This window comes from Methanobrevibacter sp. (genome assembly GCF_017447225.1).
Classification (GTDB): Archaea; Methanobacteriota; Methanobacteria; order Methanobacteriales; family Methanobacteriaceae; genus Methanocatella.
This window is the reverse complement of record NZ_JAFSNZ010000019.1, coordinates 1-17,178: the sequence shown is the minus strand read 5'-3', so window position 1 is coordinate 17,178 and position 17,178 is coordinate 1. Positions and strand designations below refer to the sequence as shown.

The following is a 17,178-nucleotide window of genomic DNA, read 5'->3' as shown; positions in this document are numbered from 1 at the left end:
GATAAAGTAATATTGTACCACATTAGAATATTGTATGGTGAGGTAATGGTTAATTTAGTGTTATTTCATATGACAATTCAGTCCGAAAATCCGTAGGTTTCAGTCTCGAACGTCTTTGCAACGTCTTTCAGCACTTCAGGAATATTGATTTTTTGAGGACATTCCTCAATGCATGTTTCACATTCGCTGCAGTCTGAAGCAATTCCGACATCAGGAAGTCTGGAGTAGTTCAGATAGGCGTTTCCAGGCTGTGACCAGTCATCCCGTCCGAGAATCTTGTGCTTGTTGTACAAATCAAAGATTTTGGCAATGTCAATCTCTTCGGGACAGGATTCGACGCAGTATCTGCATTTGGTACAGTCGACTGTGATGTTGCTGTTGATAATCTCAGATACCTCTTCAAGGATTTCAAATTCCCTTTCGCTTAAAGGATCGGCATTATTAAATTCATCAATGTTGCTTTCAAGCTGTTCGAGGCTGCTTGCACCTGTCCAGACAACACAGGCATCCAGATTTGCCACAAATCTCATCGCCCAGGATACGACTGAGCGGTCAGGAGCGTGTTCCTTCATGATTTTTTCGGCATCTTCAGGAACGTCTGCCAGAAATCCTCCTTTATACGGCTCCATTATCATTACCTGCTTTTCATATTTTTTTGCAACTTCAAGACACTTTCTTGACTCGATTCCTTCGTCTTCCCAGTCAAGATAGTTTATCTGAAGCAGGACGAATTCCAGTTCAGGATGCATGAATAAAATCTCTTCTAAAAACTCTGCGTTTCCATGGGTTGATATTCCGATGTGTTTTATGAACCCTTCCTCTTTTTTCTTTTGAATGAATGAATAGAGATCCACATTTTTCCAGGCGGTTTCGGTGTATCCGCTTACATTGTGAAGCATATAATAGTCGAAGTAGTCGACTCCGCAGTTTTTAAGCTGCTCTTCAAAAATAGGCTCCAGCTGAGACTCCTCTGAAATTATAAACAGAGGCATTTTTGTTGAAATCTTATAGGATTCCCTTGGATATCTTTCAACGACTGATTTTTTGAATGCATCCTCACCTATGCCCTCATGATAGACGTATGCTGTGTCAAACTGATTGAAGCCCACATCCATGAATGCGTCGACCATTTCGTTGACCTGTTCGTAATCTATGCTTTTGAAGTCGTTTTCGTCCAGAATCGGCAGTCTCATCATTCCCATACCTAACTTCATGATTTTCCCCTCTTTATCTTTACATATGAATTTGTAATGGAATTTATATAATGTTAATGGGTGCAACAATTGACAAAACGTTGTGAAAATCTAATTTTAGTCTAAAAATTATTTTATCAATACAAACTTATTTTAGAATAATTAAGTATTAAATTTATAATGATATAAATTAGAAAGATTTAAATAAGCAATATAATAATAACAGTAATTATAGGTTTGAAATAAGGGTTTTAAACGATATGAATGTTTCACATCGATAAGAAACGTTTAGAACTGAACCTATCAAAACGACAGAGGGGAATATAATGGGTAAAAAGCCAGATCCAGATTTCGAAAACAGAGTTTCCTTAAAAATCAATGACATAAGCATTGAACTTAACGAATTTGCTGAAGAAATTATCAAAGAGACAATTTTCGGTATGGTCAGAGCCATTAAGACGGCTGATTTGGAAATCAGAAATCTCAAAATTGAAATAGACAACGAAAAATAGTTTATTAAGACATATTTTATCTCAACCTTACGTATCATCAGTCATTTTGAATGATTGAAAATTAGCTGTTGTTCTCCAAAGAATAATGGGTTTTTCGGTTGAAACTGAAATTTTGAGCCTTAAATCAGACAGGAGGTGAAAAAATGGGTAAAGAAGCAAGTCCGGATTTCGAAAATAAGGTTTCTTTAAGAATCAATGACATCCTCATCGGGTTAAATGAATTTGCAGATGACATTGTCAAAGAAACCATTTTCGGAATGCTTAAAGCTCTCAATACTGAAGATATTGAAGAGATTAAGCACGTTAAAATTGAAATTAACAATGAATGATATGATTTTCATTCCTTAAATTATTTTTTATTTTTTTATTCATCACTATTTTCGGCATTTCAGTCTATGAAATTGTTGACTCCATTGATGTAGCCGCATTGGGGACACAATTGAGTGAAATCATCATAGTATACCATGTAAATTGGGCATTGCCACATGACAGTTCCCTCCTTAATATATAATTGGACTCGACGATACATAACTTTTTGCTAAAATCAATATTGCTTTCGGGAAGTATATTTTACCTTAACCAGTTTTTAACGGTTTTTTAATACTTAAAACATAATTTACACATATTTTAAAATAAAAATCCCTCTTTTTCAATAAATCATACGATTTGAAGACAAATATCACCAAACACATATTAAAAACAATAAATTTGAAAATGCCCTATGCCAAAATTCATTCAAGAAAAACTAACCTGTCACCAAGCCCCTTCCTATTTCACTTAAATATTGCTTTAATGAGGTTATTTTTTAATATAAAGGTTATATTGTCTGATTTATTACCAATAACATATATATACCTTTAATTATATCCATTATTTACGTAATTGCGTGTTTTTTATAATAATTTTCCCGGGAAAATGAAAATTTTCAGCGAGGATGAAAATGAAAAAAAGAATAAACAATCCGGAGGATACTTTCATGAAGCGGCAGTTCACTTATCTGGGCGATATAGCTCATGAATTCTATAATCTTCCGGGAGAATATATAGGAAGTGAATGTAATGAATACCCCAATGTAGACGGCGGAATACCTAGAGCAGACATAGTATATGAAGTTAAAATGAAAGACGGAAGCATATCCATGATTAACATAGAGGATGAAACAAGTTATGTTAATGAGGATACTCTAAAAAAGTCATACAACTACAAAAGCAACATATACTATAAGACCAAACGTCCGGTAATCAGCGTTATCACAACAACGCTTCCGGAGGACAAATGCCTGAAGGAATTATGGATTTCACCGACAGAGCTTTTCAAACCATATGTTATCTCACTGCAAGATGAAAACGCTTGGAAAAGAATAAATACTTTAATCAATAAAGCAAAAAAACAAGAGGAATTTAGTGATATAGAAGGACTGGAGCTAATAAACCTACCGCGCTTCTGTTCTGAAAACCACCAAAAAGCCATCGAAGAGATATGTAGTGTACTTTATGATTTGAAAATCAAAGACGACTATGTAAAAAATGAATTAATATATTCCATGCAATGCATGATTCATAAATACGCGAAAACAGACCAAGATATAGAAAATTTAGAGGAGATGATCGGATTGAGACAGGTAATGAAAAAAAGAAGCCCAGTACTCGACGCAATGGAACGCCAAGGAGTTATAAAAGGAAAAAAACAAGGAATAGAAATAGGTGAAAAAAGAGGAATAGAAATAGGTAAAAAAGAAACTTTGAATGTTTTAAAGGATTTAGCCAATGATTCTTCAAATAATTTAACAGTTGAGGAGTTAGCAAAAAGATATGGATATTCTGTCGACGAAATATTGAATACAAATATCAAATAAACACGACCATTAACCAATTAACCATCACCAAATATTTATTTTAATGATTAAATACTAAAAACTTTTTTTAAGGGATAAAAATGAATCAAAAAATGAAAAAGAAACTTTGAAAATTTTAAAGGATTTGGCCAATAATCACTCCGATGACAAAAGTGTTGAGGAGTTGACTGAAAAATACAGCGTACAGACGAAGAAATATTGAATGAAGATACATCAAACAGACACACAAATGATAATTTATAAGAAAGTTCAATTAAATTAATTAAAATATTAAAAATCATGTAAGTTTAAAGAGAAACATACAATTTAATTGAACATAAATTGAATTAAAATGATATCTCAAGTCAACCCTCAAGAACCTTCAGAAGTGTCTGCTGACTAAGTGCGGAAACTGTCACATTCTTATCCTCCACAACATAGCTGAATGATACAGTGGAATTGGTCTGGTTAAGATAGCCAGTATGTGATCCAAACATTGTATAGTTACCATCAATCATTTTGGAGCCGACAGTGATGTTTATAGTCTCATTTTTTTCGTTTACAAAAAATATTGTCGTATCGTTTAGGGTTGAGTTGTCCTGACCGTAACCGTGGGGTATGGTGAAATTGACTGAATCATATTCTATCAGGGTATCATTTTCATAATATTTGATATTTTCACCCGCCCAGATGAATGAGAGTGAAAACAAAAAGACTGCTAAAACCAAAAATATTTTTTTCATAATGCTTATTTTGGTCTTTTCATTAAAAAATCTTTCTCATGATGACCTTAAATATAATCATGAAAAAGTCAAAAGAAATAACATTTAAAATTTCAATGCGAAAATTGAACGATTGAATTATTTGGTATGACTAAAAATATACGAAATTTTTTAAAATAGTATTAAACGCCACAAAAATTAAGAAACGTTTAAATAAGATGTTATAATAATATTAATATGGTAACACCTCCCGTGTTACTATTTAAAAAATCATTTATCTAACGTATGTTCTTTTCTTTTGAATTGAACATACGTTTTTTACACTAATTTTTCAAAAATATAAATAATTATTGATTATTTTTAAAATTTAGGTACACATAAATACCCAAATAGTTATATATCTCCATTTACAAAATATTTTATTGTAACATCTCCCGTGTTACTTTGAAAAAAATCGTTTTAGTATATGTTTCGATCAACCGGAACATATACCTAAACTTCAAACTGCTATTTTTTAAGAAATTAACGCCACAAAAAAGAGTATATTATCAGTATAGTTTAAAAAAAGAAAAAAAGAGAGGTTAAAATAATATTAACCTCATGAAGATCTGACTGTTACAGTGTTTGAGATAGCTGCAGAAAGTTTTTCATACATTGATGTGATTATGTAAACACCCGGAGCAAGATTGATGTTCAGCTTAGCGATACCTGATTCGTTGGTTACGCGGTTGTACATTACACCGTTGATGTTGAATGTGATGTTCTGGTCTGCGAACGGATTGCCCTGACCGTCAACCAATTCAACTGTGAACGGTTCAGAATTGCCGTATGTTTTAGTCAAATCATTTGCGTAAAGTATCGGTTTGACCTTGATGTTGTTTGAAATCATGCAGCCCTGATACATTGCGGTTATGATGTAGTCACCAGGTCTCAAGTTGATGTTCAATCCTGCGACACCATTTTCATCCGTTAGACGTTCATACATTACACCATTGATGTTGAAAGTAACAGTTTCGTTGGCACCGGCAACAGTACCATCCTGTTTGGTTACTTTAACAGTGTATCTTGTTCCGTTTCTGAAAAACATTTCAACATCATTGTTTTCAGAGAACAAGGAAAGTACTTCGATGTTTGTACTTAATTTCTCATGGGTGTCTTTTCTCTCAGCAGTGATAATGTATTTGCCCGGAGCAAGGTTGATGTTCAAGCCCGCTCTGCCGCTAGCATCGGTTGTACGTTCATAAATCACCCCATTGATGTTCAAGTCAATACCTATATTAGGAACACCGGCACCATCAACCATAACATCCACAACATAACGGGTAGCGTTTCTAAACATTTTTGTAAAGTCATTTGCGAATAATGTTGGTTTGATTAGGATATTTGCCTCAGCTTGTGAAGGAGCGTAGTTATCAGTACCGTTAAATAATAATTGTGCGGTATATTCACCTGAAACTAAGTTTAAAGCTATTGAAGCCACGCCTGATGCATCAGTGGTTTTTGTATATGGAACACCGTTGAGTGTGATTATTACATTAGCTCCTGAAATAGGATTTCCGGCCAGATCAGTCAAGGTTGTGGATAATCTTGTACCGTCCTTAACTGTCATAGTAATATTGCTGTCAGTGAGTTTGGTGGCCTGTCTTGCATCATCAGAAATGGTTAAGGTTGCATCTCCTGACCCTTGCTTGTAATTGTTACTGTTATCTACAGTAGCTATTATAGTATATTTATTGGATAAACCGACAGGGATTTTAATAGCGGTGGCGGCTACACCATTCGCATCGGTTGTTGCTGAGCCTATGTAGATTATGTTTCTGTAGAATTTTACAGTGACTCCGGATACAGTGTTATTGTTAACATCAGTTACTGTTGCTTTAAATAGAGCAGTATCTCCTGCTTTTGCAACGACATCATCGACATCAACGACTATTTCTGATTTGACAATTTGCACATTGGCAGTGATTGAACCTGACTTGAATCCTGCTTTTGTCAGGGTTGCAGTAACAGTATAATCTCCGACATTGTAATTCTTATTCAATTTGAATGCTGCGACAGCTTTTCCGTCTTCAACTGTAGTGTTTGCAATGATTACATTGTTTAAAGTGAACAGTACGTTAGCTCCGTTTGCTTCAGATCCAGTTTCTAAAACAACGGTCAAATCACCTGCATATTGGACGGTTGTGTCGTTCATTTGCAAGTTATCGAATGTTAATCCGTAGTTATCCTTAACCGTATTTGCGCTTGAAGCGTTTACGCCGTCATCACCGGAACCTTCAGAGCCTTTGAGATAGTTGTTAGTAACAGTGTTACCTGTTGCTTCCGCTGAAAATACTACAGGATAACCTATTGCAGTTACAATTTCATTTTCATTAATCATGTTGTTGTTGGAGATGCCTTCCAGATATATTCCGGAATTTGGAGCATTTACAACGTCTTTCATGAAGAATCCTAAGTCGCTGCCGTCACCGTCACATGTAATATTGTTGTTTTGAATTACATTGTTGCTTGACTTGACACCTGCAATAGCTGAAATGATACTTCCTTTACCGGAAATAGTATTGTCCTCAATTGTGTTTCCATTGGACTGGAATGCTTCAATAGCATATGCGATTTTTGCATCCATGGTAATGTTGTTTCCGGTTATTGTGGAGTTGTTGGACATTTCAAGAGTTATTCCGTAAGCTGTGCGGTTTGTATTGAGTTTGACATTGTTGTCGATGACATTGCTGTCAGTACAGCCCTGACCGAAGATGAATCCTTCAACGACGTTTGAACCGGTTACAGTAATGTTGTTTGCGACAAATGTATTGTTTTTAGCGGTTGAAGATGAGAACTGTCCTGTGGATTGTGCAAGAGCACCTGCACCATAGAGATAATTGTCGTTACCTTCAACATTAATGACATTGTCCTTGATTATGTTATTGTCACAGTCATAGTAGAAATCGATACCGACAAGGGAATTTGTGGAGTTGACCACTAATGATTCGTTGACTAATGAGGTTACGTCAACCTTGTTGCCTGATACAGTGTTGTTGGATGATTTAATCATTAAAATACCGTAGGTTCTGTAGATTTCAGGAACGATATTGGTTCCGTCAAGACAGTGTTCGCTCAATACATCACCCAGACATTGGCCGATACATTGGCCGATGCATAATTCGGAAGAGTTGACATTTAAGTCTTTTGAATCTTCGAAAGCATGGATTTGACCTGTACCTATACATTCGATAGTGTTGTTGACAAATTCACAGTTTTCAGCACCATATCCTAGCAACGGATATGTGAGTGAATCACCGTGGGACATTAATACATTGTTTTCAACAAAAACCTTTGATGATTTGTATATATAAATTGAGTAGGCAGCTACAGGGTCGTAGACAATGATGTTGTTGTTGACAATCTTTACGATTTGAGTGTCTGCAACAAAAATACCCCATGCATCAAGGCGGTTAGCTCCCTGATTATAGATAGAAATGTTTTCAATCCATACGGAGTCACTTGTAACCATGATTGTAGTATTGGTGAACAATGCTCCCATACCGACCATTTTGATGCTGCTTGAAACAAGAATTTCCTTATCTTCAAACAGTCCTGTGAAGTATAGGATATCTCCGTCATGTACGAAATCGTTTTTCAAATTACCGTCAGCGTCAATGTAGTTGTGGTAATTGTCGGGAGTGACATAATAGGTTGTTCCGTTGAATACAAAATCCGGAACTGTAGGGTCCACTTCACCTGCAGGAGTCATGATTTTACCGTCACCAGTGTTGTTGGTGATTGTATTGGAATTTTTATCCGCATCAGCGGCATTAATCATGTACTGATTGGAAGTTGTAATCCTGTTGTTGGTAATTGTAATGTTGGACGGATATTTGGTTTTTGATGATTTTGAAAGCAAAACACCAATTCCTGAATCTGAAACTATTGTGTTTCTGTCAACTACAATGCCGTCATATTTACCTTGCTGATCGATACCTGCACTGGAAGTTGTGTAAATTTTGTTTCCGACAATTTTGATGTCATTACCCTGGGCAGTTATACCATATCCTTTAGATGAGTTGATGAAATTGTTTTCGATTATTGAGTCGTCACCAGCTACAGAAACTCCTGCACCGACAAATGCACCGATTACAGTGTTGTTGCGAACAACTGCCTGTGAGGAAAGAGCGATACCATAATCTCCACCGGATGCGAGTCCTGTGTTGAAGTCTGTTCCGCTGACCTGTACGTAATTGTTAATAGCCTTATTTCCAGATGTACTTGAAGAGGAAATACCTCTGTAAGCACCATAAATCCTATTGGAATCAGCAGTGTTGTTTCCACCCATCATCTGAATACCGTAAGCCCATGATGTGGCATTTACAGTATATGTAATAGTGTTGTTGAAAATAATATTGTTAAATGATTCGCCACCCTTAAAATCGCCTCCACCGTATGAAGACAGATAGATTGCATTTGCATCAGCAACCCGAATGTCATTTCCTGCAATGTAGTTGTTGTTGGATGTTCCAAGAACGATTACGGATGTTGATCTGGTACCGTGACCGTATGAAGCTTCGCTGGTTTCCAGTTTATTATTAATAATATTATTATAATGAGCTTCGTTAAGGCAAATAGGATATGCGGAAACACCAATATTACTTATTTCATTGTCTGAAATGGTACAGTAGGATGCTCCGTTGAGATATATGCCTCTCATATACTCACCGTTATTCATAATTTTCAGATTACTTACATTGGATCCTGAAGCTCCGCTTTTGAGAGTTATTATACCCCCAGAGATAGTTCCTCCAGAACCTACAATATTGACCTTCTTATTAAATGTAAAGTTCTTTGATGAAAAATCGCCGCTCAAGATTATAGTGTCTCCTTCATTAACTACGGATGAAATCAGCTCACCGGACTGTGATGAGAAGTACTGGGTGTAGTTGCTTGAAGTGACAGTGAATTCTGAAGCGGATAATATCTCGCCGTTATCATCATTAACCTCATTAATACCTACAGTTTCATTGACATCGTCTGCTGCACAGACAGAACCGACTGAAACAAATAGAAGTAATAATAAGATTATAAAAATATTAAATTTTTTTATCACATTAATCACATCATAACTTTTCTAAAACACATTTGAAAAAATGTATCATATGATTAGTTATGTAATTAAATAATATTTAAAAATTTCTAAAAAAAAGAATGATGATTTAATAATCATCAAAATCGTCATCATTACGGACATAACCGACCAGGAATATTGCGATTAAAGCAATAACTGCAATTATTACAACAATCGGCATGCTTGAGTCTGAACTAACGCTTTTAGCCGGAGAGCTTTTTGTAACTTCATAAGATTTGGAATCACTAGCCTGAGAAGCATCCTCACTTGAATCATCCGGTGAATCCTGATTTGAAGAGGAATCACTTGCCTGTGAAGAGGACTTGCTGGCATCCTGTGCAGAAGTTGAAGGCTGATCTCCAACAGCCGTTTCACCGCCTGCATCGCTAGGAGCTGCCTGACCGTTTTGTTCGGTAGTTCCGTTAACCATCATCTGATCTTCAGGATTTGTTTCACTTTGACCGTCACCGTCAACAGGAGCATCATCCATTACGTATAACGGGTCAGTCAGGGTAGCAGTGGACAAAATCTCCGCATATTTAGCCTTATCCTGTGGAGAGAGTGAACTTGCCTGAATAATTTTCATGTTGAAATCCAGATTCTTACAGGTGTGGTGACAACATGCAACACCGTATTGGATAGCCATCTGCATAATGGCATCAGCTAATTTTTGGGTGGTTGCAGCATCAGCTTCCCATAAACCTTGGTCCTGCAAGTAGAACATCCATGCAGCATTACTCTGGAAAGCAGCAGCCTGAGCAGTTGATTTGACAGTACTGGCCTGTGAAAGAATAACACCAGCTAACTGATTACCTAATTGGGTTTCAAGAGAACCTCCACTTAAGACCAAACCACCATAAAGGTTTTGCATAGCCATAGCATAAGATAGAGCACCTGCCTGAGAATTGATTAAAGGCTCATAGTAATTCGGATTTATAAGCATACTACGAATCTCAAAGTTCAATTCCTCTTCATAGTTTCTTGAAACATAATTATTCTGGTTCCTTATGTCCACAAATGCAGTATCCGGTGTAGCACCAAGAGTACGTGCAGCATTGTAGAGTCCTCCAAACCAGTCATAGTAATCATCTGAATCAATGAATCTCCAAGTACTGTCAAAGTTCTGAGTAATCAAATCTACTTGTGAGAGTAATTGTTTATAAGCTTCTTTTTGTGGAGTGACAACAATATTTCCTTTTTCATCCATGTTCCATGCGAATGAAACCTTGTCAAGATAAATACTTGTTGCTTCCTCATTAACCGTTTCAATATTCCAGTCTGCAGTATTAGGAATAAAGTTACTCATACCTGTACCTTCCAGAATTGCACCGGGAAGACCGAATAACCTGTCAAGAGATCCTGTCTGATTATAATGAAGTTTAAGATAATTCTGTGTGAAGTCCTCACCTTCAGCATTTGCCGCAAGACTAACTCCTGTAAGCAACCAGGTTAACCAATCCTTATTGCTTGTAACTATACTTGCAAATACATCGATTCTTGGACGGTTTACAACACTGCCGTTATGTAACTGAACAGTAAGTTCATCTAACGGCAACAGTTCAACGCCAATGACTTTTCCGTTTTCTGCCCATTTTGGTTTACAGCCCAGGAAGTATAAGAATTCCGCGAGACCTATACCTTCAGTTCTGGAAATTTCCGTACCCCATAAGATTAATGAGGTCAGTTTAGGCCATTCCCCATGCTGTTCCATATAGTCAGCCAAAAGCAGGTCAACGATTTTGACTGATGAAGCATAAGCTGATTTGGAAGGCATTTTAGTTGAATCTGATGCATAACCATCATATCCTGTTGGAATTGAATCACCGTAAGAAGGATCTGCAAACAGACCTGCAAGCAGATAGTCGCCTTGAAGTGCCTTTATAAGCGCAGCCCATTCATTATTATTTTCAATATTAACAATTACACCAGCAGCATATTCAGTATCATTATACAATGCGGAGCCTACAGGAATATTGTATTCTTTGTTTAATGCCTCAACAGAAGTTCCACATACCAATGCAGTAACATATTCTTTCAAGAATGATTTTACCATTTCTTCAACTGCAGAATATTTTTCCACATGACGGATATCTTCATAATAGTTTAAATTAGCCAATTCGGGGTAGAAGAATCCTAAAATATGATTGTAAATGGAAGTCTGAGAGGATGTAACTGTAATTACCTCTTCAATAAGCTCATAATCAGACAATACCTTACCCAAATAGTGAAGACCATAGGTATAGAAATCATCTTCCATACTGTCCAGGTAAGCGTGAAGCTCATCGAGATATTCTTCAAATGTCTGATTGCCGGATTCATTGAAAGTAGCGAAACCTAAACTAGGAGCCAATTCAAGGATTAAAGCCTTATATTCTTCAGCATTGGTTGTAACATTGAGTTTGACCTGATCTTTATAATGTGAAATATAATTTGACAATACAGTATAGTTACCATAGAGTTCAGATGAAACCATAGCAGGAGTCATGTGAGTAATCATCAAAGCAGCGATTCTGTCACGGGCAACCATAGCCTCACCAGGGTTTGAAACGATATATGGATATACAGTAGGATTTAAAGTCAATTCAAATGTCCAGTCTCCTTCCATTACACCGATATTTCTTCCAGGCAACCATTCAAGTGTACCGTGGGTTCCCATATTGATGATTGCATTGACTCCAATGGTCTGGTCTAGCCATTCATAGAATGCAACATACTGCTGATGAGGAGGCAGACTTAAATCGTGATAATTTTGAATTTCTTCCCATCCTCTTGAAGGCTGGAAAGTGATGAAGACATTACCGTACCAGATACCTGGGAAAACAAGGTATGTTTCATTATATACCATGATATTACCGAGTCCGTCACCCCAACGGTCAACCATCCATTGATACAGCTCAGGATTGATTCTTGCGGTCAAGTTATAGAACTGATTCAAGTCAACCAATTGGTTATGAGCCATCAATTCATCAAAATGTGCTTCAACATATTTGTTTAATAAACCTTGAGCCCAAGTACCCTTATTACCGAAATCAACGATAAGTTCAGTCAAGTTATATAAAGATGGAATATCTGAAATGTTTCCAACATTGAAACCTGCCTTATCCAATTGGAAAAGTAAATCGTAGGTACTTTGGAATACATCCAAGTATGAAGCTCCAATTTCTGCCTTACCCGGAGGGTAGTTGTACAATACAATGGAAACAATCTTGTCAGCATTGTCCATATCCTTTAAATCAGCCCATTGGGAAGACAGCTTAACCATCTTATCAACACCGCTCTGAATTACATGGGATTTTCCCATACCATCAACATATGATAAGACGATAGGTCCGTAGACCCCTTCAAAACTAGGATATGTTACTGAGAAAGTCCATTCTATTTGAGGACCAAGTTCGTTCAAGTAACTTGTTTCGGAAATGTCATATACACCTTTAAGTACCGCAAGGTCTATATCTTCCAAATCACCCTCAGCAGAACCATTTGCATAATTTAAAGACCAACTATAAAGTGACGTGATAGCTGAAATGCCAACAACAGAAGTGTTTGTAATTTTTGTCAAAATTGAAGACATTGAAGGAATGGTGCCTGTCTTGAATACGTTGAAGGCAGCTCTTCCCTGAGCTTCATAACTTCTGATTAATGCGTCAACTACTGAACCACCAGAATAGTAAGTAGCAATAGCTATGAATGGTTTGTCATAAGTGATATTGCCAATATAATCTTTTTCAAAGGTTTTAAAAAGAATTGTAGGATCTAAAGTGTTTTCCAACCAGTTAGGATAATCGACAGTCATCCAATTAAGACTTCCGTGTCCGTCCGCATCATAACCCGGATTGTCATGAATCCACTGGTTAATCAGTTCAGGATCTGGAACCACAGTGTAAATTCCCAAGTCAGGATGATAAAAACCGCATTCCGGACTCATTAGAGGAGCTTTGCTTAAGTCTAGTGTTGGATTTGAATAATTAGAAGGATTGATGATGTAATAAACATAGTCAAGATAGTTAACCATATTTTTTTCCAATACATCAGAAGCCTCTATATCCTCTGCCTGGAAATATGAACCGATATAAGTGTTTTCTATGGTATGAAAAGTATTGTTCTCAGCGCTTGCACCGACAATATGTATTCCAGTTGCATTGAGAATGCTGTTTGAATATACACCGAATGTATAAGCGACCTTGTAGTTTATATTGGCCGGAGCAGTTTCAAGAATCTGCTTTAAATACTCACCAGTTAATGTATGATATGCACCCTCATTGAACATATCCAGATGGATAAAGTTCGCATAGTCAACGAGCCATTCCCTGGTGTTGTCATAGTTAGTAGTACTTATATAAGCAACCCTTTTTGACATTTCCATAAGGACATCAACTTTTTCGTTATGGGAATCATAATCCACCAATAAAAGTATGTCAGGAATAAACATGTAACTGACAGCTGCGGTGTTCTGTGTTGACAAATCCACACTTTGAGTGTATGGCTCATAAGTTGAATATTTAATCTCAACATTATATTTTGCTGAGTTTAAATTGGAAATAACTACATTACCCTCACTGTTTGTTAATCCTGAAAATACCAAATTGTTAGATGAATCAAATACTGATACCGTCGCATTGGCCAGGTTAATACCGTCTTCTGTCCATGTCTTATCGGCAGAAACATAAGAGTCATTAACGTGGATTGTTATGGAGTTCGATGCCTGCAGAATATCTGATGCATCATCTCCTGATGCGATTAAAGTTGAATTATCCGCTGCAGAAATTGCACTTAATGATAATATAAGCATTAGTGTAATTATTAGAATAAACAACAACTTATTACCTAACTTTTTGATATTTTCACCTCCTTTTAAGCTATTAATGAAACATAGCAGCATTAAAAAAAAAAATATCCACTATAAGTGTGATATTTATCTTACATAATATATATAATTTAGTTTTATTAAAGTCAATTTGACAAACTTATCCAATATAATTGTGGGAGGTGAATATTGTCGTGAGCAGGCGAAATTGTCATGACAATGAAAAAATAATAATAAACTAATCCTTTAAAACGACACATTCATGAATCATTTCAATCAAAAGCTTGTTTAAAGGATTTAAAAGGGAGAATTCATGTTCTTTCGGAAGGTCTTCAACAAGATGAAATACCTGAAGGGATGACATGCACAAATCCGTTGATCGAACAGCAAAGTATGAAAAATACTCCCCATTTTCGTATTTAACAATCAGACCGATATCATCTGTCGGCTTGTGGCCTGAAATTCCTTCCTCCTCATAGATATTAAACATTTTACGGGACTGGGAAGTGACAAGAACATAATTCCTTTGATAAAAGAGGTCATCCTCATCCAGCTCATAGTCATCATAGTCTATGACCTCGTCAATGAAATCTGGTGAAACCCTCATTTCCGGATTGCAGTAAGCCAGAGAAATGTAGATTCCCTCCTCATCTAGTGCCTTGGATATGATGTCAAAATAGAAATTATCAAGCTTGAGCTTCGGAGGATTTTCAAAAAGTCTGTCTACAGGATAGGTAAAATTGGAATTTTGAATTACACTGCAGTAAAAGTGATCTTCACCCAGATAGCCTGCAGTTGATGCATTTTCTATGGTCTTTTTAACATCTATATCAATATGCTCTATTTCACGAGCCAAATCTATAGCTTTCTCATCACTTATCAAATTTAACACCTTCATTTATACTCTAAATTTCAAAACATTTAAATATACACACAACTTATCAACATATACATTTAAATACTACTTATTATAATTATAATTTAGAGGTGAAAATATGCGCAAATCTTTGATTGGTATAATACTCTTATCAATTATTATTGTTGGTATTGCTTTACCTGCAGGCTTTTCAGCTCAAACAGATAGTAAAGTAATTACCTATGGTGAAGCGACTTATAACAACGCTGGATATAAGTCAAGTGTAGATAACTTCTTTAATCAACAAGCACATGTTGACGCAGGCAATATCGAATATAAAATTATTAATGCTAACCAAGTCAATACAGTTACCGGAAAATCATACAATTCCAACCAAATATTGTCATCCGCATTAATAGATCTTAGTGAACAAGGAAGCATCAAAGTTACTGTTGATAAATCCAAAATCACAACAATAACTGCAGAAATGTATATTTCAGCTCTCAAATCTGCTGGAATTACCCAAGGACATGCATATGTAACTAGTCCAGTGCCTGCAACTGGTGAATCCGCATTAACTGGAATAATGAACTGTTATGAAGCAGTGACTGACGTTGAAATTCCAGAAACAGTAAAAGAAGCAGCTAATGAAGAAATTTATACTCAAGCAGAAATCATTGAAACCGAAAACGTGACTGCAGACGAATTGTCCACATTAGTTGATGATGTTAAAGAAACAGTTCAAAATGAAAATATTACTGATCACACAACTATTGTTAATATAATCTACAATTACACAGTTAACAACAATATTAACTTAACAAATAGTAGTATTGAAAACCTTGCTACCAGTATTGAAGGAGTTCAAGCTGTACAAGGAGATGTAGAAAGTTATACAAGTCAAGTAACTGATATCGTAGGAAATAATTCAGGTGACTTTTCAATAGATGGATTATTAAGCAGATTTGGCTTATAATCCCAATTTTTTCTTTTTTTATCAAATTTAAAAAAATAGAATAAAAGAAAATTAAATTTTTTCTTTTAATTCAATTACACGATTTACAGGCAAATCCGTATTAAAAGCAACAAAATTCACATCATTACCACCATTTAAAAGCTTAATGGCAATTTTTTCCGAATTTTCACGAGTAACACGCTCAGTAACATCATGAGTAACACGCTCAGTAACATCATGAGTAACACGCTCAGTAACATCATGAGTAACACGCTCAGTAACATCATGAGTAACCCTCTCTGTAAGTTCTTCATCATGCTCCACAATACGCCAATCCCAATACTTATTTAATTCATCTTCTATAGCTTTTACTTTTTCTTCAACTTGCATTGATACCTGTTCATTAATATAGCGAGATACACATTCTAATTGACCCATAAGCTTATTCTCCAAATCTTTTTTAAAATCACCATCTTTCAATAGTTTATTGGACAATAACACTTCAATTCCAAAAATAAAATCCCTTATTTCAAGATCTTTAAAATTATATTCAAATAAACCGTTTTTGACGATGGTAAATATATCTTCTTTATCCTTGTCTTTCGTAATAAGAGGAAGTAGTGCAAAATCCACTAACTCTTCAACAGACAAATCTTGGTTAGTTTCTATTTTATCATTTACATTATTTATAATTTCGTTTTCATCATTTTCTTTCAATGAAACAATCGAAAAAGTGAAAACAGATTCCTTGTTTATTCTATATTTCTTAGTTTTTGATTTTTCGGCTGTGGAAAGGACACACAGATAAACCGGCAAGTTATCTTTTTTGTTCAAGTCAAACATATGTGCATATGTTGAAAATCTTTTCTCATCATAATGTCTGACATATGATGATTGAAACTCAATAATTAAATACATATTATCCAGTTTGATTATCAAATCAGCCTTTCGTGCGGAAATCTTAACTACAAAAAGTTCCGTGTTCAATATTTCTGCATTGTCCGATTCAAACCCCAATTTATTTAATAGGACATTAATTGGACCATTTCCAATGGCCTTAAAAACAATGTCTTCTTCTTTTTTTGACATGTTTATCACCTAATCGTGTTAATTAATCTTTAATATGTATTTAATAGAATATAAATATTTTGTTTGTAAAAATAAGTTATATAAAATTTTTATGAGT

Annotated in this window: 10 protein-coding genes; 4 read left to right on the top strand and 6 right to left on the bottom strand. The window is 35.6% G+C overall.

Annotation, left to right across the window (positions count from 1 at the left end):
- Positions 1–77: 77 nt before the first annotated feature.
- Positions 78–1,214: an aldo/keto reductase gene (locus IJQ68_RS01670; RefSeq protein WP_292796122.1), complete on the bottom strand. Its 1,137-nt coding sequence runs from the start codon at positions 1,212–1,214 to the stop codon at positions 78–80.
- Between the two features lie 305 nt (positions 1,215–1,519).
- Between IJQ68_RS01670 and IJQ68_RS01665 the strand changes: the two genes are divergently transcribed.
- The 3 genes from IJQ68_RS01665 to IJQ68_RS01655 all read left to right on the top strand — a co-directional run bounded on the left by IJQ68_RS01665 (position 1,520) and on the right by IJQ68_RS01655 (position 3,560).
- Positions 1,520–1,705 (top strand): hypothetical protein, encoded by a 186-nt coding sequence (locus IJQ68_RS01665; RefSeq protein ID WP_292796119.1) that lies wholly within the window; start codon positions 1,520–1,522, stop codon positions 1,703–1,705.
- A gap of 143 nt (positions 1,706–1,848) precedes the next feature.
- A complete protein-coding gene (locus IJQ68_RS01660) occupies positions 1,849–2,034 on the top strand; it encodes a hypothetical protein (protein ID WP_292796117.1) in 186 nt (61 codons plus the stop codon).
- Between the two features lie 611 nt (positions 2,035–2,645).
- Entirely contained in the window at positions 2,646–3,560 is a 915-nt protein-coding gene (locus IJQ68_RS01655) for a hypothetical protein (RefSeq protein WP_292796114.1), read from the top strand.
- A 344-nt stretch (positions 3,561–3,904) separates the two neighbouring features.
- Here IJQ68_RS01655 and IJQ68_RS01650 read toward each other — a convergent pair whose 3' ends face one another.
- The 4 genes from IJQ68_RS01650 to IJQ68_RS01635 form a co-directional block, all read right to left on the bottom strand.
- Complete coding sequence (locus tag IJQ68_RS01650; RefSeq protein WP_292796111.1) at positions 3,905–4,282, bottom strand: hypothetical protein; 378 nt, start codon at positions 4,280–4,282, stop codon at positions 3,905–3,907.
- Positions 4,283–4,859: 577 nt separating this feature from the next.
- Positions 4,860–9,359, bottom strand: coding sequence for a right-handed parallel beta-helix repeat-containing protein (locus tag IJQ68_RS01645; RefSeq protein WP_292796109.1), 4,500 nt, complete (start codon positions 9,357–9,359; stop codon positions 4,860–4,862).
- Between the two features lie 106 nt (positions 9,360–9,465).
- Positions 9,466–14,166 (bottom strand): cobaltochelatase subunit CobN, encoded by a 4,701-nt coding sequence (locus tag IJQ68_RS01640; RefSeq protein WP_292796107.1) that lies wholly within the window; start codon positions 14,164–14,166, stop codon positions 9,466–9,468.
- Positions 14,167–14,419: 253 nt separating this feature from the next.
- The gene (locus tag IJQ68_RS01635) at positions 14,420–15,064 is read right to left on the bottom strand and encodes a hypothetical protein (protein WP_292796105.1); all 645 of its coding nucleotides are present in this window, start codon (positions 15,062–15,064) and stop codon (positions 14,420–14,422) included.
- A gap of 112 nt (positions 15,065–15,176) precedes the next feature.
- Between IJQ68_RS01635 and IJQ68_RS01630 the strand changes: the two genes are divergently transcribed.
- Positions 15,177–16,013, top strand: a complete 837-nt coding sequence (locus tag IJQ68_RS01630) for a DUF1002 domain-containing protein (protein ID WP_292796102.1) — start codon at positions 15,177–15,179, stop codon at positions 16,011–16,013.
- Positions 16,014–16,064: 51 nt separating this feature from the next.
- Here IJQ68_RS01630 and IJQ68_RS01625 read toward each other — a convergent pair whose 3' ends face one another.
- On the bottom strand, positions 16,065–17,081 hold the full coding sequence (locus IJQ68_RS01625) for a hypothetical protein (RefSeq protein WP_292796099.1): 1,017 nt from the start codon (positions 17,079–17,081) through the stop codon (positions 16,065–16,067).
- Positions 17,082–17,178 lie beyond the last annotated feature (97 nt).

Bases quoted from the DNA above. Each gene is read 5' to 3' on its own strand.
- IJQ68_RS01670 (WP_292796122.1), bottom strand. From the start codon at position 1,214: ATGAAGTTAGGTATGGGAATGATGAGACTGCCGATTCTGGACGAAAAC.
- IJQ68_RS01665 (WP_292796119.1), top strand. From the start codon at position 1,520: ATGGGTAAAAAGCCAGATCCAGATTTCGAAAACAGAGTTTCCTTAAAA.
- IJQ68_RS01660 (WP_292796117.1), top strand. From the start codon at position 1,849: ATGGGTAAAGAAGCAAGTCCGGATTTCGAAAATAAGGTTTCTTTAAGA.
- IJQ68_RS01655 (WP_292796114.1), top strand. From the start codon at position 2,646: ATGAAAAAAAGAATAAACAATCCGGAGGATACTTTCATGAAGCGGCAG.
- IJQ68_RS01650 (WP_292796111.1), bottom strand. From the start codon at position 4,282: ATGAAAAAAATATTTTTGGTTTTAGCAGTCTTTTTGTTTTCACTCTCA.
- IJQ68_RS01640 (WP_292796107.1), bottom strand. From the start codon at position 14,166: ATGCTTATATTATCATTAAGTGCAATTTCTGCAGCGGATAATTCAACT.
- IJQ68_RS01630 (WP_292796102.1), top strand. From the start codon at position 15,177: ATGCGCAAATCTTTGATTGGTATAATACTCTTATCAATTATTATTGTT.
- IJQ68_RS01625 (WP_292796099.1), bottom strand. From the start codon at position 17,081: ATGTCAAAAAAAGAAGAAGACATTGTTTTTAAGGCCATTGGAAATGGT.